The sequence below is a fragment of the Neobacillus paridis genome (genome assembly GCF_016765675.1).
Taxonomy (GTDB): Bacteria; Bacillota; Bacilli; order Bacillales; family Cytobacillaceae; genus Neobacillus; species Neobacillus paridis.
On sequence record NZ_JAESWB010000065.1, the window covers coordinates 22,793 to 40,182 of the forward strand.

The 17,390-nt window shown below is 45.1% G+C and carries 16 protein-coding genes; 11 read left to right on the top strand and 5 right to left on the bottom strand.

Translation table 11 applies throughout. From position 1 onward, the window contains the following. Positions 1 to 198 precede the first annotated feature (198 nt). The 4 genes from JK635_RS05715 (at position 199) to spoIID (ending at position 4,368) form a co-directional block, all read left to right on the top strand. Entirely contained in the window at positions 199 to 435 is a 237-nt protein-coding gene (locus JK635_RS05715) for a DUF1146 family protein (protein WP_202653026.1), read from the top strand. A gap of 502 nt (positions 436 to 937) precedes the next feature. After that, entirely contained in the window at positions 938 to 1,642 is a 705-nt protein-coding gene (locus JK635_RS05720) for a YwmB family TATA-box binding protein (RefSeq protein WP_235887913.1), read from the top strand. A gap of 32 nt (positions 1,643 to 1,674) precedes the next feature. Then, entirely contained in the window at positions 1,675 to 2,985 is a 1,311-nt protein-coding gene (gene murA, locus JK635_RS05725) for a UDP-N-acetylglucosamine 1-carboxyvinyltransferase (RefSeq protein ID WP_202653028.1), read from the top strand. Between the two features lie 330 nt (positions 2,986 to 3,315). After that, the gene (spoIID, locus tag JK635_RS05730; RefSeq protein ID WP_202653029.1) at positions 3,316 to 4,368 is read left to right on the top strand and encodes a stage II sporulation protein D; all 1,053 of its coding nucleotides are present in this window, start codon (positions 3,316 to 3,318) and stop codon (positions 4,366 to 4,368) included. Between the two features lie 210 nt (positions 4,369 to 4,578). Here the strand turns inward: spoIID and JK635_RS05735 are convergent, their stop codons facing one another. Then, on the bottom strand, positions 4,579 to 5,055 hold the full coding sequence (locus tag JK635_RS05735; RefSeq protein WP_498043854.1) for a VanZ family protein: 477 nt from the start codon (positions 5,053 to 5,055) through the stop codon (positions 4,579 to 4,581). Positions 5,056 to 5,152: 97 nt separating this feature from the next. Between JK635_RS05735 and spoIIQ the strand changes: the two genes are divergently transcribed. Then, positions 5,153 to 6,088, top strand: a complete 936-nt coding sequence (gene spoIIQ, locus JK635_RS05740; protein ID WP_202653031.1) for a stage II sporulation protein SpoIIQ — start codon at positions 5,153 to 5,155, stop codon at positions 6,086 to 6,088. Between the two features lie 430 nt (positions 6,089 to 6,518). Beyond that, on the top strand, positions 6,519 to 8,510 hold the full coding sequence (locus JK635_RS05745; protein WP_202653032.1) for a penicillin-binding transpeptidase domain-containing protein: 1,992 nt from the start codon (positions 6,519 to 6,521) through the stop codon (positions 8,508 to 8,510). Between the two features lie 264 nt (positions 8,511 to 8,774). Here the strand turns inward: JK635_RS05745 and JK635_RS05750 are convergent, their stop codons facing one another. Further along, entirely contained in the window at positions 8,775 to 9,101 is a 327-nt protein-coding gene (locus tag JK635_RS05750; RefSeq protein ID WP_202653033.1) for an MGMT family protein, read from the bottom strand. Positions 9,102 to 9,396: 295 nt separating this feature from the next. Between JK635_RS05750 and JK635_RS05755 the strand changes: the two genes are divergently transcribed. Beyond that, positions 9,397 to 9,726 (top strand): hypothetical protein, encoded by a 330-nt coding sequence (locus tag JK635_RS05755; RefSeq protein WP_202653034.1) that lies wholly within the window; start codon positions 9,397 to 9,399, stop codon positions 9,724 to 9,726. A gap of 58 nt (positions 9,727 to 9,784) precedes the next feature. Here the strand turns inward: JK635_RS05755 and JK635_RS05760 are convergent, their stop codons facing one another. After that, positions 9,785 to 10,213 (bottom strand): YwpF family protein, encoded by a 429-nt coding sequence (locus tag JK635_RS05760; protein WP_202653035.1) that lies wholly within the window; start codon positions 10,211 to 10,213, stop codon positions 9,785 to 9,787. A gap of 246 nt (positions 10,214 to 10,459) precedes the next feature. On the opposite strand from JK635_RS05760, the gene ssb reads away from it, so the two are divergent. Together ssb and JK635_RS05770 are read left to right on the top strand one after the other, a co-directional pair. Continuing rightward, the gene (ssb, locus tag JK635_RS24150; protein ID WP_235887922.1) at positions 10,460 to 11,128 is read left to right on the top strand and encodes a single-stranded DNA-binding protein; all 669 of its coding nucleotides are present in this window, start codon (positions 10,460 to 10,462) and stop codon (positions 11,126 to 11,128) included. Continuing rightward, entirely contained in the window at positions 11,118 to 11,342 is a 225-nt protein-coding gene (locus JK635_RS05770) for a hypothetical protein (protein ID WP_202653036.1), read from the top strand. Before ssb ends, JK635_RS05770 begins: the two co-directional genes overlap by 11 nt. A 279-nt stretch (positions 11,343 to 11,621) precedes the next feature. Here JK635_RS05770 and JK635_RS05775 read toward each other — a convergent pair whose 3' ends face one another. Beyond that, entirely contained in the window at positions 11,622 to 12,038 is a 417-nt protein-coding gene (locus JK635_RS05775; protein WP_202653037.1) for a helix-turn-helix domain-containing protein, read from the bottom strand. Between the two features lie 201 nt (positions 12,039 to 12,239). Here JK635_RS05775 and JK635_RS05780 point away from each other — a divergent pair, with 201 nt between their 5' ends. Continuing rightward, the gene (locus tag JK635_RS05780; protein ID WP_202653038.1) at positions 12,240 to 12,650 is read left to right on the top strand and encodes a hypothetical protein; all 411 of its coding nucleotides are present in this window, start codon (positions 12,240 to 12,242) and stop codon (positions 12,648 to 12,650) included. Between the two features lie 238 nt (positions 12,651 to 12,888). Then, positions 12,889 to 14,031 (top strand): 3D domain-containing protein, encoded by a 1,143-nt coding sequence (locus tag JK635_RS05785; protein WP_235887914.1) that lies wholly within the window; start codon positions 12,889 to 12,891, stop codon positions 14,029 to 14,031. Between the two features lie 105 nt (positions 14,032 to 14,136). On the opposite strand, the gene JK635_RS05790 is transcribed toward JK635_RS05785, so the two are convergent. Then, the gene (locus JK635_RS05790; protein ID WP_202653039.1) at positions 14,137 to 17,232 is read right to left on the bottom strand and encodes a DEAD/DEAH box helicase; all 3,096 of its coding nucleotides are present in this window, start codon (positions 17,230 to 17,232) and stop codon (positions 14,137 to 14,139) included. Positions 17,233 to 17,390 lie beyond the last annotated feature (158 nt).

The following is a 17,390-nucleotide window of genomic DNA, read 5'->3' on the forward strand; positions in this document are numbered from 1 at the left end:
CTTATTACGGTGCAGCCGGCTTTTTAACATGTCATGATTTTGTCATGTTTGCAATAATAATTTAAAAATTTTAGAAACAATTCCCATTTTTGTTCGTCTATATGGTAGAATAGTCATTGTGTGTGGAGAAATTTATATAAGCTTTTGTTAATGGAGATTGCTATTGGTGACTGAATCATTGTAAAGGGGGGCAACAGAATGATAAATGATTTTGGGCAGACCGCATTGCTGGGGATCCTGTCTCACTTAGTATTTATCGCCATTTCCTGGTGGGCGTTGCAAGCATTTAACCTAGAAAAATTGCTGCGGCCCAATCGTGTCTTTCAAGCACGGTTGCTGTACATATTATTGGCGATTTTCATTGGATCATCTGTTAGTAACTTTTTCCTTGATTATCTTCAGTGGTCAAGGCAATTACCGCTCATTTTTCAATAGGAAAATATTGCTATTGCGTTAAGACTATTCAACATTTCTGACATTTTTGTGACAGGTCAGTGATAAACACGGAATTAAGTGAAAATGGAAAAAATTTAGGTCTAAGTATGTGTTCCCATTTCTTAATAAATTGAGTACAATCATCATTGTGTGGAAAAACGATATGAATAGGATTGTAAAAGAATCGCTTGAGAACACATAAAAAAATTTCTATGATAAACTTGTCAGACGTATTACAACTATGAACAGACAGCGGAAAATTTTGGTACAAACACAGATTAGGTCATTGCAAGAGTAAATTTTTACCAGCCGAAAAGACCCTGCTCTGGAGTTTGTCTAAAAGTGACGATAATTCCCAAGTATGCTCTCATTCTCCTTGGAAACACTGGTAGTAAGGGGGAGAAGAGAGATGAAAAGAAATTTTTTATGCCTGATAATCCTAATATGTTTAATCCTGGTTGTAATTGGGAACCAGCAAACCGAGGCAGTCGGGGGCCTGAATTTGTTTCAAACTGAAAAATCCAGCGGCGCAGGCGGAACACTTTTTCCAACGGAAAGTGTCAACGATTTAGCGAAAATCGGCTCGATCCTTCATCACGAACATATTCTGCTAAAAAGTTGGTCTTTCTATGCACGCGAACAATTAACAGGCTTCAAAAGTGAAAAAGAAGTACAGGAATACGCGAATAGGCTTCAACGAAGGTTTCCCACATGGGACTGGGCGATTCACAAAACCGCACAAAAGTGGGAAATAACAGCGGTATCTCCAACATCTCAACACCACAATGAAATGCTTCAAATTATGGCAACCCACACAAAACAACCTATTAATGCGTATATTATTTATCGTGTGAGTGGAAAAGAGTGGAACAAGCCAGCGGCAGCTTTTTTCACGACCGAAGATTTTAAACATAAGCTATCTGGCATATTTCGGGGAAAACCGACAGTTTTTTCTTGTATGGAAGGCAAAGTCAGTGATAAGATTGAATCGTCTGTAATGAAGACAGTGGATGCATTATTAACCAGTTTTGACGCAAAAGAAATCGAGTCCCTGAAAGAGGAGACATTCCTATCAGTTTCGGCTGCATCACCAAAATTTATCAATTCTATTGGGAAAATGAATTTACAAATTGGTGCGCGTTCCGAAGGATTGGGCGTTGGGACAACCATTATCGTAGGAACACCTATTATTACGATTGAATATTAATATAGAGAAAATGGACGCGGAGGGGAATACTCTTGGAAAAGATCATCGTCCGCGGCGGAAAAAGGCTTTATGGAACGGTAAAAGTTGAAGGCGCAAAAAACGCCGTCCTGCCTGTTATCGCTGCAACATTATTAGCAAGTGACGGAAAAAGTGTAATACGTGATGTACCTACACTCTCCGATGTATACACAATTAATGAAGTGCTACGCAATTTAAATGCAGAAGTACATTTTGACAATAATACAGTGTTTGTTGATGCATCCAGAGTGTTGAAAGAAGAAGCGCCGTTCGAATACGTTCGAAAAATGCGCGCGTCTGTACTTGTCATGGGATCATTATTGGCACGGAATGGTCGTGCCCGAGTCGCTCTTCCTGGTGGCTGTGCCATTGGCTCCCGGCCAATTGACCAGCATTTGAAAGGCTTTGAAGCCATGGGTGCCAAGGTAAAAGTGGGAAATGGCTTTATTGAAGCAGAAGTAAACGGCCGTCTTCAGGGCGCAAAGGTTTATTTGGATTTCCCAAGTGTTGGTGCAACTGAGAATATCATGATGGCGGCTTCCCTTGCTCAAGGGACAACGACGATTGAAAACGCCGCAAAAGAACCGGAAATCGTTGATTTGGCCAACTTTTTGAATAAAATGGGTGGTCGTGTCAAAGGTGCCGGTACAGGGACAATCAGAATTGAAGGCGTAGATGTGTTATTTGGTGCCGACCATACGATTATTCCAGATCGGATTGAAGCGGGGACCTTTATGGTGGCGGCAGCGATTACCGGCGGAAATGTACTGGTTCAAGGGGCTGTTCCGGAGCATCTATCTTCCTTAATTGCGAAAATGGAGGAAATGGGTGTCACGATAATCGAAGAAGCGGATGGTGTCCGTGTCATCGGTCCGGAACATTTGAAGGCAGTTGATATTAAAACGATGCCGCATCCTGGTTTCCCAACCGATATGCAATCGCAAATGATGGCCCTCCTGCTACGGGCAGAAGGTACTTCCATGATTACGGAAACCGTATTTGAAAATCGCTTCATGCATGTGGAGGAATTCCGTCGCATGAATGCCGACATTAAAATTGAAGGTCGTTCGGTTATTTTAACTGGTCCTTCTGATTTACAAGGTGCGGAAGTTTCTGCAACGGACCTTCGAGCTGCAGCTGCCTTGATTTTAACCGGGCTTGTTGCTGATGGTGTAACACGTGTGACCGAACTGAAACACTTGGATCGTGGATACGTCAACTTCCACGAGAAGCTTGCTGCATTAGGTGCGGACATTGAACGCGTAAAAGAAGCAGAAGAAACCTTCGTCGAACTACCCAAATATGTCACTGACCTCAACGCGTAAAAAGTCAATAGTTACGGAAAAACCAAAGCAACAGGACCTGGTATAAAGCAGGTCCTGTTTTTTAATGCAGCTCGGCGTTTTTTAGCTTCGTTTCAGCTTTGGTATCGAGTCTGCATTTTAGTAGTTACAGTTTGCCGCCACTAACGGTACTATGTGAAATTTTCACATGGTGCCTGACACCGTTTGTGGACATTTGTCCACGTGGGGAGGACAGTTGCTATTACCCCAAATTAATTGTCATAAATGCTTGTCCGCCTCCATATGTTTTAATGAGACGCACCCGGGCCCAGGCACGAGTTCGGCGTCAATTTTCATTCTGGAGGCACAATCATGGAAAAATTCAAACCATTCATCGTACTTGCATCAATTCTCTTTGCCTTGACTTTAGTAATACCTGCCGTGTTGGTCCTGCCGTTTAACGACGGTAAGGCAAGCGGCAAATTAGGGGAGGAGCTCGCTAAGGGCAAGGCAAGTACCAGTAAAACGGTATCTTCCTCCAAAAAAGAAGCAGCAATCGAGGTCGCCGTGTTTCGTTCGGCTCAATCGAAAATTGAAAAAGTGAAACTGGAAGATTATCTTGTCGGTGTTGTAGCTGCAGAAATGCCGGCAGATTTTAACGAAGAGGCCCTCAAAGCCCAGGCGCTGGCAGCGAGAACCTATATTGTCAACCGGTTGATTAGCAAGACTCAACTGGGGATGCCTAAAAGTGCTTTAGCTAAAGGTGCTTTGGTTACCGATACCCAGCTCCACCAAGTGTACAAAAACGATGCCGAGCAGCGACGGGATTGGGGCAAGGACTATGCCTGGAAAAAGAAACGGGTCCAAGAAGCTGTGCGCGCGACAAGCGGGCAAATTTTAACCTATAAGAATAAACCAATTGATGCCTTGTTTTTTTCCACGAGCAACGGCTACACGGAAAGTTCCGAAGAATTATGGGGCGGTTCTATTCCTTACCTAAAAAGTGTCTCAAGCCCTTGGGATAGAGGAACGGAGAAGTTCATGTCTAAAATGGAAATTCCGATTTCACAGTTTGAAGCTCGGCTTGGCGTGAAGGTCGGTTCAGGAGGCACGATTGGAAAAATTATCGCCAGAACGAAAGGCAAGCGCGTGGCCAAGGTCGATTTTAATGGAAGAATTCTAACCGGCAAAGCGATTCGCGAAAAACTTGATTTAAGGTCGACGGACTTTGCCTGGGAGCGGAAGGGCAACAAAATTGTGATTACCACAAAGGGCTTCGGTCACGGCGTTGGGATGAGCCAATACGGCGCCAACGGAATGGCAGCCCAGGGTAAGAACTATAAGGAAATCGTCAAGCACTACTACCAAGGGGTGCAAATCACCTCCGCCGACAACATGCTGCAAACAATCACAGCGCAAAAATAGACGGAAGCCAGGCTTAATGCCTGGCTTTTTGGCTGTGTAGGGGTGTGATAGATTGTGATTGGTGGTAGTACCTGCCTTCCGGTAATGTGGGAAACTCGGTTGACAAAAGTAGCTTGCCGGTAAAGCGAAAAAATGATTGGTAACAAGAGTTCCGGGGTAGGTAACGGGTGACAATCCTTCGATAAATGCCCAAAAATTCAGGCTCAAAAATCATGATCCCCCAAGCCCGCGTACTCGGCCCAGTACCCTCCCAAGCTTCGCAAACTTTCCGCCGAACAGCGCTCTGCGAATAAAATAGAAGCACACAGCAATCCCCGTAAAGTCCTTAACCAAATCAAATAAGGAAGCGGAGCGGTACGGATAAAATGATTGATGGATTTCGTCGCTGATCCCATATAGGGCGGCAAACAAGGCACAACTGACATTCAAAGCAGCCGTAAACACCCGCCGCCGTGTTAAAAACGCCAGTACCAGCAATACATAAAGAATCGCGAACTCAATTAAATGTAAGGATTCCTTAATCGTGTGGTCGAGCGCCGAATCCGGCAGCTTGACGAACTGATCCGCCGGCAGGCTTGACTGAATCCAAACCGCCGCCATATAAAGCAAGGGCAGCAGGCGAAGCGCCCATTTTAAGCTATTTTTCATCAAAAGATCCCCCTTAACGGATTTTTTTTCAAAATACATGCATAAAAACCTCAGCCCTGACAAAAAATAAAAAATTTTCCAACCATGTGTATATAATTCTACTTATCTGTTCACAATGATTGCTGAGGTGATGAAAATGAGAGAGGAAGAAAATAAACGATCTTCTCAAGGTTCAAAAGTAAAACGCTTCTTCAAAAAGCGTTGGGTGTTTCCAGCCATCTATATTGTTAGCGCAGCAATCATTTTAACAGGAGTCCTTTGGTACCAGTCAGCAAGCAATAACACGGACAAGTATCATTATAAGTCTACTGATTTGACTGGTAAAAAGAATCCGCCGGCCGTTGAAGTCAACAAATCATTGGAAAACTTCAAAATGCCAGTGGCAAACGCAAAGTCTGCTGTAATTAAAACAAAATTCTATGATTTTAATGCAAAAGCAGCAGATCAGGAAGCAGCTCTCGTATTTTACAATAATACGTATTCACCGAACACTGGTGTTGATATCACAATGCCCAATGGCAAAACTTTTGATGTTGTTGCATCTTTAGGCGGAAAGGTTGTCCGTGTTGATGATCAAGACGCTGTTCTCGGCAATGTGATTGAAATCGAACATGCCAATGGTATTGTAACACAATATCAATCTGTGAAAGATATTAAAGTAGCAGTTAACGACGTGGTCAAACAAGGTGATGTGATCGCCAAAGCGGGCCAAAGCCTGTTCAATGAGAAAGCCGGCACACATGTTCACTTTGAAATTCGCAAAGATGGCGTAGCGGTGAATCCAACGAAATACTTTGACAAACCAGTAAGCACCTTATTGGAAGACAATGTATCGAATGTGAAAAAGACAATGGAAACACCAAAATCCGAACAAACAGAACTCGATAATTCTGAGAAGTCTAAAGCTGGGAAGTCAGTCGACAGTGACAAGTCTGTTGAAGACGGCAAGTCCATCGAAAACGACAAGTCCAGTGGTGAAGACAAGTCCACTGACAGTGACAAGAACACCGATGGCAACAAGTCTTCAGGTGAAGAGGAATCTTCAAACTCAACTGAAAAGACCAATTCATAATCCAGCAAGCATCTGACAAAACAAAGGCTGGCAACCAAAAATGGATCATGCGGCTTTCGATATTTAGTGCAAACTGCTAATAGAAACAAAGCACTATACGGAAGCAAACACAAGCTCAAAGGGGAAGAGGAAAACAACTTTCCTCTTTTTTTTATGCCGCAAAAAAGCAATCCCCGCAAGTAAAGGAAGAAAGCAAAGTAAGAAATGTAAAATAAGAAAGTTTGTGAAAGTTTCACATGGTGCCTGACACCATCCGTGGACACTTGTCCGCGTGGGCTGGACAATTTGTAAGTATTTTACAAATCCCCACAACCTTAATTATATATCGCGCCGAGCCGTGGCTTGCAAGGCTCCTCCACCTTTCCCGGTTACTTGCCACCATTATTGTGTGGTAGAATGGGGTAAAGTAAAAGCAAGGAGGGATTTTGTTGTGAAAAAGCTTGTTGGGGTGCTGCTGACAGCGGTGCTTATTCTTGTTATAGCGGGCTGCAGTAAGGAACCAACACCGCAGGATCGCTTTGCAGAGTACATAAATTTATGGAATCAGCAAAAGTTTGATAAGATGTATAATTACCTTTCGAATAGTGCAAAAAAGAAAGTCTCTAAAGAGGAATTTACAGGCCGATATAAAAAAATCTACAGTGATTTACAGATTACCCATCTTAAACTTACCTTCAAGAAACCAAAAGACGATAACCAGGCAGATAAGGAAAAAGCCGATTATACATTCAGCGCCAAAATGGATAGCCTTGCAGGCCCTATTTCATTTACCTACAAGGCTAATCTCAAGAAGGAAGAAAAGAACGATAAGAAAAACTGGTATGTTGATTGGAATACAGGGTTCATTTTTCCACAGCTAAAAGCAGGCGATAAGATCAGCCTGAACACCATCCAGCCGAAACGAGGAGAAATCCTCGACCGCTATGGCAACAGTTTAGCGGCAAACGGCCAAGTGTACGAGGTCGGTGTTGTCGCCGGTGACTTGGATAATTCTGTCCTTGACCCGTTGTCTAAGCTCCTCAAAATGTCGAAGGAAGAGATTACGAAGGAACTTGAGGCAAGCTGGGTGCAAAAAGGGATGTTTGTCCCTCTGAAAAAAGTCTCGATGGAAGATAAACAGCGGATTGCTCAGCTAGTGGCGCTCAAGCCGGTGCAAACCCGTAAGGTTGAGGCGCGGGTGTATCCATATGGCAAAGCCGCAGCTCAGCTGATCGGCTATGTAGGCCCGATTACCGCAGAAAAACTGGAAAAATTGAAGGACAAAGGCTACACAGCTGGTGATGTAATTGGTGTCCGCGGGCTCGAGCAGGTATTTGATGAACAGTTGAAAGGCACGAGCGGGGTTAAAATCTCGATCAAGAAGGCTGATGGCTCGGAAGACCTGCTGGCGGAAAAGCCGGTTGTTGATGGAAAGAATATTAAGTTAACGATCGATGCCGATTTGCAGTCGGTCATTTATGATGAAATGGGCAAGAATGCCGGGACCGCGGCCGCGATGAATCCGGTCACCGGGGAAACGCTGGCATTGGTTTCCACTCCGTCGTTTGACCCCAATCAGGCGATGCTCGGATTCACCTCAGGCGAATGGAAGAAACTTCAGGATGACAAGCAGAAGCCATTATTAACACGGTTTAGTCAGGTATTTGCCCCCGGCTCGGTGATGAAACCAATTACCGCGGCAGTCGGACTGGAAAGCGGCTCGATTAAACCGAATCAAGGTGTCGCCATCAACGGCCTGAAATGGCAAAAAGATAAATCTTGGGGCCGATACTATGTAACCCGGGTTCACTCCGGCAGCCCTATGAATCTCGAAAAAGCACTCGTGTACTCCGATAATATTTATTTTGCCCAGGCGGCGCTGAAAATTGGGAAAGCCCATTTTTCCGCCGGATTGAAAAAGTTCGGCTTCGAAAGCGAACTTGATTATCCGTATCCGCTTGAGGTTTCCAAGATTGGCGGGCTCGATAATGAGATATTGCTGGCTGATTCCGGTTACGGACAGGGACAAATTCAGATGAGTATCGTCCATTTGATGTCCGCTTATACAGCATTTATCAACAAGGGTAATATGATTAAGCCAATATTGTTAGCGGCTGACAAGCAGGGACAAGTGTTCCAGGAAGCGGTTGTATCCGCGGCCCATGCAGCCTTAATAGCGGCGGATTTGCGGCGGGTGGTTGCTGATCCACATGGGACGGCCCATGCAGCCGATATGAAAGGCTACCCGCTTGCTGGTAAAACGGGAACTGCGGAAATCAAGCAGAAGCAGGGCCAAACCGGAACGGAAAACGGTTGGTTCATAGCCTACAACCCAGAAAAACCGGATTTGCTGATTGCGATGATGGTCGAAAATGTCCAGAAACGCGGCGGCTCGCAAATCCCAGTAAAAAAAGTAAAGAACATCTTTACGAAGTGGAAATAGGCTGATTCTGGCCATAGAAAATAACACCTAAAATGGGTGTTATTTTTTTCTATATTTGCGGCTGCTTTTTGGAGTCATGTGGATTTTACCGAGACGTTTTTGGTGAATGCCAGCGCCATTTGTCTCTATAAAAATGACTAAAATACAAATATCGTCAATTTGTTAATCATCCATCAGATTTTCCACTGTGACCCACGGCGATTGCCCGTTTACCAATCGGTTTTTCCACTTCACCAGAAAAGGCTGGTTTCTGATGAATAAGAATTAACCAATACCATCATTCCCATCAGGGTGCCACTGGTATTTTTCCAAGTCAATCATTCCATGCAGGCCTATCTTTACCCCTTCGGCTTCAAGGGAAAACCATTGCTCATTGTAGGATTCGTCGTCTTGGATGGCGATTGCTCCTTTGGCGTTTACGACCCGGTGCCATGGCAGCCGATAGGAGCGGCTCATTGAATGCAGAATACGGACAACCTGGCGGGCAGCGCGGGGACTCCCGGCGAGTTTGGCGATTTGTCCATAGGTCATTACTTTACCGACAGGAATACTTCGAATAATCTCAATGGTTTTTTCAGTAAACGGCGTCACAGTATTCTTCCACCCTTTCTATGTCTGAAGCTCAAGTGTGTTATATGGTTCTGTAAAACCACTTTGACGGTTTTCAGCTGGTTTCAATAAAAACATTATATAAAAATGTAAAAAGTAGAGCGAGGGATAAAGTTGAAGACATTGCTTTTAACCGGATTTGAACGATTTTTGCCGTTTTTTATAATGGCGGAACTTTTTGAAAAACCAAATTAAGTTGTAAAAATGTTCCTGTAACATATTTCAAATTGCAGGGGAAGCTATACTTGTAAAAATTTATTTGAAAGGAGTTTTTTATATGAAAAGAAGGCTATTGTTCATGTTTGTCTGCTCTTTACTTTCCAGCATGGTGCTGGCCGGCTGTAACAATGATAATAATGATCAAAATCCGCCGCCGTCTGTAAATACCAATTACAACAATGACAGGGATATGGCGCCGACCAATACCAAATACGATGTCACCCCAAATGATCAAAACGACGTCATTAACAATGACGACAATTTCAGTCCGGCGGAGGACAAAAACACCGACACCGATAAGGATCCAATGAAGGACAGCAACACCAAGAACGAAGAAATAATTGAGGATGATATCGACCGGAACGACCGTGATAATAAGGATGAGTAAAGACAAACAGGGGGCCGGTTCTTTCGCTTTCAAACTGCGAAGAAACGTCCCCCTGGTTTCAATTTTTCACCTTAAGTTTCGGTTTGCTCTTCATTTTTTCTTTAAATTCAGCCAGCAGTGCCTGCCCCTCAAGCCCTTTTTGCAGTAGATTTTCGAGCAAAAGTTCAGAGTAATCGCTTCTATTACGGCGCAGGTGCCCCTCCAACAGGACGCTGATGTGCTGTTCAAATTTAAGCAGGGAGCAAATCTTCGTTTGAAAATAAGCCGGGGCATTCTCCCTTTTGGTAATTTTGGCTTCGACAATAATTTCGCGATTTTCACTGTAAATTTTATTGAAAAAATCATAAAGATCCAAATGGGTGTAAGCCTCAAGCAGCCAGGTGTTGTGCTCGTCTTCCTTATTCAGCGCCAAACCATCTTCTAGGGGAACTTCAACAGATTGATTATCTTCTAAAACATCCAAAGAGAAAAGCTTAAATGTTTTCATCGACACTCTCCTGACTTATTTTTCCTCATTATAACATATGACACTTCAAAGAAAATGTCGAAAAATCTTTATTAGAGATGAAAAGAATGAGTGTTAGACCGGTTAGGTACTCTCAAATTTACAAAAACGCTGCGAAGTCGCTGTTTTCTATTCATTTCTCCCCTCAATGGCGGTCATTTCGCAGTTTTACACGCATACGGTCGGGGGGCTATGATGAAGTTATCAAACGCAAAAGGAGTTGACGTCTTGATCAATCAAGTTACGCTTGTCGGCCGTTTGACGAGGAATCCGGAGCTAAAATCAACAGCCGAAGGCACATCGGTAACCCAGATTATCCTCGCGGTGAACCGCAACTTTCGCAATCATCATGGCGAAATTGACACGGATTTTGTCCAGTGCACCCTTTGGCGCAAGGCTGCTGAAAACACATGCTACTATTGTCGAAAGGGCTCACTGCTCGGAATCACAGGGCGGCTGCAAACCCGGCATTATGATAACAGAGAGGGAAAACGAATTTATGTCACTGAGGTAGTCGCTGAAACTGTTCGTTTTCTGAGCAGCAGGCCGCAAACGCCTCCGGCCACTTTAGAAACGCAAACGGCTCCAGCGGCAGTGCACGAAGCCCCAGTAGCATCACGAACAGCCCCGGCAGAATCACAGGCCGCCCCAGCAGCAACATCGGCGGTAGAGGTGGAAACGCAAAGGGCTAATGATACAGCGAGGGCGCAATTAGCCTCCGAAAGAGCATTCGTGGACACAACTGGTGCCCAAACGGCATCCGCTGCATCCAACGCGGTAACGGTAGAAACACAAACAACCGCCCCGGCAGCATCACAAACAGGCCAAAGGGAAACCTACGCAAAAGCTGCTGCGGCGACTGTGGGCGCCAAAAAGGAGGAAGAGTATGCGTTTTAATCAGAAGGATGCCAGTAATCTCGAACAGCTGCTGGAAAGTTTAATTAAAATGGTGGGAAAAGCCAATAACAATGTTTACAGCTTGCAGAAGCGTGTCAGCCAGTTGGAATGGCTTGTAAGGGAGCAGCAGCTTGAACTTAGGGAGCGGGGCCCAGCCCAAATATACTCCAAACAACTGCGGAAAAGGCAGGAAAAAATCCCAAATCATCAGTGAGTACAACTCTAAATTCCCCTTAAACCTCCTTCCGTTGAAAAGAAAATCAACACAAATCCTCAATAGCTTCCTCATAATTTGACATTCCGACAGCATTTTGTCGGAATTTTTTTTATTCAAGAATTAAAAATTACTATCTGCCTGTATATAAATTTCCCAGATGGGTAAACTTTTAGAAAACCCCCCTGTTTTTTAAAAAGGAGCCGCTGAACGGACGAGTTCAGCGGCTTCTTTGATGCAACGTCATTTGCCCCACATACCCTGGAACTTCACTGCCAGCTACATCTTGCCTTTGTGCTTGTGATTCAACAGTTTAATGAAGTCATTGAGAGCGTCAATTGCGTATGCCTTCCGTTTCGGAGGCAATAGTTGAAACTCTACAAGCGCTTTTTTCATTTCCGGATGATCCGCAAGCAGCTGGTGAATGATTGCCATATCGGGGTCGGCCGGCCCTTCCTTCATGACAAACCCCGCATGGTCCATGTGGAGCTCCTGTTGTTCCTTGCTATCTTTAAAAAAATCTTTTCCGACTTTATATACATCTGCAAACTTAAGCAATGTTTCTTCATTGGGGATCGTTTTTCCTGTTTCATAGCGACTGATCGTGGAACGATGTAAATTAATCATTTTTGATAAGGTTTCCTGAGACCAGTTTTGTTTTTCGCGAAGCATCCGTAATTTTTCCGCAATAGTCATCTTATTCACCGCCGTTTTTAACATTCCTGTCCTTAACTTAACGGGAAAAGAAACCATGAAAATTAGTTGTGCACAATCAGCACAAATACAAATGTGAAAGTTGTGCACAATCAAGCAATTGATCATTGGTCACGGCAGGTAAATGACGAAGGATGTCGAAATAGACAGAGAATGCATCATAATCAAATATATTTGGGGGTTATGACAACGGGTTCTCTATTTTTTATTGGTGACAAAGTGGGAGAGCGGGAATGGCAGATTACTAGGAGACCTGACTTTTATGACGCGGTCCTGCTATCATTTCAGCCACCTCAAGTGGCCGCAAAGTTTCACTATGAGAGTATTTCGCTTAATTCGGCAGGTATCGTTTTCAACCTCCATGAGTATAACATTTATTTTACCTACCAACATCAGAAAATAGAGATTGAAACAGGTCAAAAAGAACTATCGGAAGAGGAAGTTTTCGATGCATTCCATAACCTGTTGATCAAAGAGGGAAAAAGGGTTTCCTACTTAGTACAAATGCCGAAAAGAAAAATGAGCCAAGTAAAAAAGAAAAAAGCAGGAATCTTAGCCGAAGCAAAAAAACTCACAATCAAAGTCACCAAATAACAAACCCAACAAAAAGGTTCCGGAAGCGTGGTCCTCCGGAACCTTTTTGTCGCCTAGTGATGGAAAATTATAACAAAATGTCCATGTGGGGTGGAATTGTGTCTTTTTATGGTGTCAGGCACCAAAAAAGCAGCGAAAATAACAACAATATGACAAATTGTGATGGCCTTTTAATCTTTTTGTAACATCGCTGGCATATTGTTTTGTTATAACTAGATTAATAAGGAGGGAGAAGTGTATGCAGGTGACGATCAAGACGATCAAAACGATAAAGCGTATAATTCTCGTGTTACTTACACTCTTGCTGTGTGCATCGGACACGCTCGTGACACATGCAGAAACAAACAAGGAAGCCTTAAGTAATGCCAAGCAAAGGCTGCAAGAAAAACAAAGTTTTGTAGAACAGAAGCAGCAAGAAAAGCAATCGGTTAATCATGAAATAGAAGCAATTCAGCAAGAATTACAAACGATACATAGTTCGATCACCAAAAACCAAGAAGAAATGGCTGCAACGAAGGAAAAAATTGCGGCGGTGCAGCAGCTGATCGAACAGAAAAAGGAGGAAATCGTGAAGCTGGAGGATAATATTCTGGCCCGCAGGGATATTATGAAAAAGCGGGCGGTGGCGCTCCAGCAAACTGATACCTTTGACATTTTTATTAATCTCTTATTTGAGGCCGACAGCATCAGCGATTTCATTCAACGGGCAACTGCTGCATCAACCTTATTGGATGCAGATAAGGATATTTTAACGGCGCAAAAACAAGACCTGCAACAAATCGAAAAGGATAAAAAAGAAATTGATGGCCAAGAGCAGGTGTTGGAAAAAGAACAAAGCACCCTCGCCGAACAGCAGCAAAAACTCAACCAATATTTGCAAAAAAGGCAAATAGTTTTAGCCGATATGCAAAAAAAATATGATCGAATTATCCAGCAAATGAAGCTAGCACAACAGAAAAAAGCAGGCATTGAATCGCAAATGAACGACATTCAGGAAAAAATTAAGCATGAACAACAGGCCGCCCAAGCACGTGAACAACAGTCGGGTTCATCAACGTCAGCGGGCGGCGATTCGCAGCCGAGTGCAGCTGTCAGCGGCGAGGAGATGTACGTGACCGCCACCGCCTACAGCCCTGGTGAGTCACATTACATTACCGCGGCCGGCTATAATATTAAAAAGAACCCCAATATGAAACTGATTGCAGTCGACCCGCGAGTGATTCCACTGGGGAAAAGAGTCTGGGTCGAGGGCTATGGTGTAGCCGTCGCCGGTGACACAGGCGGGGCCATCAAAGGTCATATCATTGATGTCCTTCTGCCAACCAAAAATGCAGCAAGAAATTGGGGACGAAAAACAGTTAAAATCATCGTTCTTAACTAAAAAAATGGTTCCGGGGGTCTTGCCCGGAACCATTTTTGTATTAGACATAAGGTGCCAGGCACTACCATGTGAATTGTTCCCGGTAGTGCCTAACAACAAACTTCGTTATCCCAAATACACCAAATCTTTCAGCTCCTCAGTTGACAGCTCGGTGATCCAGTTTTCACTTTGGATAATTTGATCATTGAGAAATTGCTTTTTCTCGAGCATGGCATCTATTTTTTCCTCAAGTGTACCGGCGCAGATAAGCTTATGGACATGAACAAAGCGTGATTGGCCGATGCGATAGGCGCGGTCGGTCGCCTGGTTTTCAACCGCTGGATTCCACCAGCGGTCATAGTGAATCACATGATTCGCAGCCGTCAGGTTTAACCCGGTTCCCCCGGCCTTTAACGACAGCAAAAACACCGGAAATTCGCCGTTCTGGAATTGTTCAATCATCATATCCCGCTGCGACTTGGCCACACTGCCATTCAAAAATGGTACATTAACGGCAAATTTCTTCTTCAATACACTCCTGATCATTTCGCCCATCTCGAGGTACTGGGTAAAAATAAGACAGCTTTCGCCCTGCTCCAACACCGCCTCGATCAGCTCCACAAGCTTCTCCAACTTGTTCGAGCGCTCTTGCAGCTGCAGTTCGCGAACTGCCGAATTTTCCTTCAAATACAGAGCCGGGTGATTGCACAACTGTTTCAAACGGCTCAGCATTTGTAAAATTAGCCCCTTGCGCTCAAACCCGGACAGCTGTTCAAGCTGCGCAAACGAATCATGAATCAGCTGCTCATATAGCGATGCCTGCTCTGCTGTCAGCGGGCAGTATTCCTTTTGCTCCAGCTTATCCGGCAGATTGAGGGCTACTTCTTCATCCTTTTTCGTGCGGCGCAGCAGGAAGGGACGAATCAGTGATTGCAGCTGCTGAATTTTATCTTTATTTTCTTCCTTTTCAATAGGAATAATAAACTTTTTCTGAAACTGTCTAAGGCTGCCAAGATAGCCGTGATTGATAAAATCAAAAATCGACCAGAGCTCGGACAGGCGGTTCTCCATCGGTGTCCCTGTTAAGGCGATATGATGGCGGCCACGCAGCCTGCGAACGGCCCGGGATTGCTTCGTACCGGCATTCTTGATGTTCTGCGCCTCGTCAATCGCAATCGTTCCCCAGAAGATGGACTCAAACTCCTCAGAATCGAGATGGCTCAGGCCATAGGAAGTTAGCACCACATCGACATCCCGTACCATTTTGGAAAATTCTTGACCCTTCAGACGGTTCGATCCATAGTGTAAATACACCTGCAACTCCGGCGCAAACCGCTCCAGCTCCTTCTGCCAGTTCCCCAAGACCGAAGTCGGGCAAATTATCAACGCTGCCTTCGCCACAGCTTTCTCTGGAGGAGGAGCAATGTCCTTTTTCTTGGTGTCAGGCACTATATCCACACCAGGAATGTCGCTGCCGAAGTTGGTGTCAGGCACCCAAACCGTATCGTCACCTTGGACGGTATCAGCCATCATGCCTGCCTCATCACCACCTTCGACAACACCGTCGATCCCCAACTGTCCACCTGGGGTGGAATCGTGTCTTTTTGTGGTGTCAGGCACCACGTTTAATGTCGCAGGATCCTCATCCAACGGATCATTCGCCTCCTTGACTTTGAGCAAGTAGGAAATCAGCTGGATGGTTTTTCCGAGGCCCATGTCGTCGGCGAGGCAGGCACCGAATCCGTATTGTCGTAAAAACCAGAGCCAGCTCATGCCCAGCTGCTGGTACGGCCGTAACTCCCCCTGCAGCCCACTCGGCACTTCGATCATCGGAATTTCCAGAACCTCCGATAATTGCTTCATCATCTGCTTCCACTGCCGGTTCAACTCAATCTGAATCTTGGCAAACGCCTTTGGATTTTCCAATTCCTCCTCGGCCTCAGCCGCTTCAACCAGCTCCTGCTCCAGTAAATCACGGATATGCAAGCCTTCCTTCTCAGCCCGTTTCACCAAATCCTGAATTTGCCGGATAAATTGCGGGTCTAGCTTCACCCAGCGCCCGCGGATATAGACTAATCGCCGTTTTTCCTCGACCAACTGGTTAAACTCCTCCTCGGACAAATCGACGCCGTTCATCGAGAACCGCCAGTTGAAATCAAGCATCGCATCGAGCCCGACAAACGAAGGGCGGTGGCTCGATGCCCCTTTCAGCGCCGCCTTCACCCGCAAATTGGCATTTTTCATCGCCTGCCACCAGGCGGGGAGAAGAATTTCCACATCAAGTGCCAGCAGCGTTTCACTTACCTCTGTTAAAAATAACCATGCTTCCTCTTCGGTTAGCCGGGATTTCAAGGCTCCAGTTTCTTCTTCACCAAGCCACGGGATCAGCCGTACCCAGCGGCGCTGTTCGCGGTCAACACGGTCGAGATGCGGCCGCCACTTTACCGGAATCCGCTTCACATCTTCGGCATCAAAGAGCTGATCAGGATTCTTTTTTCCACGTAAAAAAATATCCAGTGTCCAATCTCCTTCACCTTCAAGCGGCTCATCAAGCCGCAGGCCAATCGTAAAGGGGGCGTCGCTTTTTTTCACGCCGACCCATTCCAGCCAGGACTCCTCATCAAAGTAGCGCGCCAGTTCGCCGCCGGAGATATTTTGTTTTTTTAATAACGCTAGCTTGGGTCCAAACAATTCTTTCATTTTTGTATTTCGCGTTAAATACGCATTAAGCGCCACGTTAAACAAATCGGAGATGTACTGGCTCGCATCTCTGCCTGTGCCGGCAACTTCCTGCTGCCAAAAGGATGAGGCAAATTCCTTTTTGACCCGTTCTGGAAGCTTCCAGCGGAAATCACCGTCGGCTTTGCCCCAGACGGAAAAGTCCGGCAGCCAATCCTTCCCAAGTATCCCCTCATAAAGGGAGAGAGCGGCGGCCAGACAAATCTCAGATTCCTCATTCCAATCCCACTCAACAAAGCGATTAAATGACTCTTTGGCAAACAGAGAAACAAGCTGCCAGCCGTTCAAAGTCACACCATCAATGTTTCCTGCCGACGTTTCCTCAAGCGCCGTTCCGTAAAAACTTTCCGCATGGGTGCTAAAGACGAGATCCTTCCAGACAAAAGGTGGAAGAAAACGCCCATGCTCATCCTGAGCGCTAATTAGAAAACGCCCATCCTCTAATGTTGTTGTCGATAATTTCAAAAATCTCGTTCTCAGCATAAGACAAATGCCCCTTTATATCTCCCGAGTGGTGTCAGGCACCACTTAAAAAATCCATATTCTTTTATTATACCCAAAAATAGCGGTAAGGGGAGGGGGAAGGCAGAAGGTTTTACGGTATCCCCATGATGTGTGATTAGAAAGAGGGGGCACTCCGC

Coding starts and splice junctions, on each gene's coding strand:
- JK635_RS05715 (WP_202653026.1), top strand. CDS start 199: ATGATAAATGATTTTGGGCAGACCGCATTGCTGGGGATCCTGTCTCAC.
- spoIID (WP_202653029.1), top strand. CDS start 3,316: ATGGAAAAATTCAAACCATTCATCGTACTTGCATCAATTCTCTTTGCC.
- JK635_RS05735 (WP_498043854.1), bottom strand. CDS start 5,055: ATGTATTTTGAAAAAAAATCCGTTAAGGGGGATCTTTTGATGAAAAAT.
- spoIIQ (WP_202653031.1), top strand. CDS start 5,153: ATGAGAGAGGAAGAAAATAAACGATCTTCTCAAGGTTCAAAAGTAAAA.
- JK635_RS05755 (WP_202653034.1), top strand. CDS start 9,397: ATGAAAAGAAGGCTATTGTTCATGTTTGTCTGCTCTTTACTTTCCAGC.
- JK635_RS05760 (WP_202653035.1), bottom strand. CDS start 10,213: ATGAAAACATTTAAGCTTTTCTCTTTGGATGTTTTAGAAGATAATCAA.
- JK635_RS05770 (WP_202653036.1), top strand. CDS start 11,118: ATGCGTTTTAATCAGAAGGATGCCAGTAATCTCGAACAGCTGCTGGAA.
- JK635_RS05775 (WP_202653037.1), bottom strand. CDS start 12,038: ATGACTATTGCGGAAAAATTACGGATGCTTCGCGAAAAACAAAACTGG.
- JK635_RS05780 (WP_202653038.1), top strand. CDS start 12,240: ATGACAACGGGTTCTCTATTTTTTATTGGTGACAAAGTGGGAGAGCGG.
- JK635_RS05785 (WP_235887914.1), top strand. CDS start 12,889: ATGCAGGTGACGATCAAGACGATCAAAACGATAAAGCGTATAATTCTC.
- JK635_RS05790 (WP_202653039.1), bottom strand. CDS start 17,232: ATGCTGAGAACGAGATTTTTGAAATTATCGACAACAACATTAGAGGAT.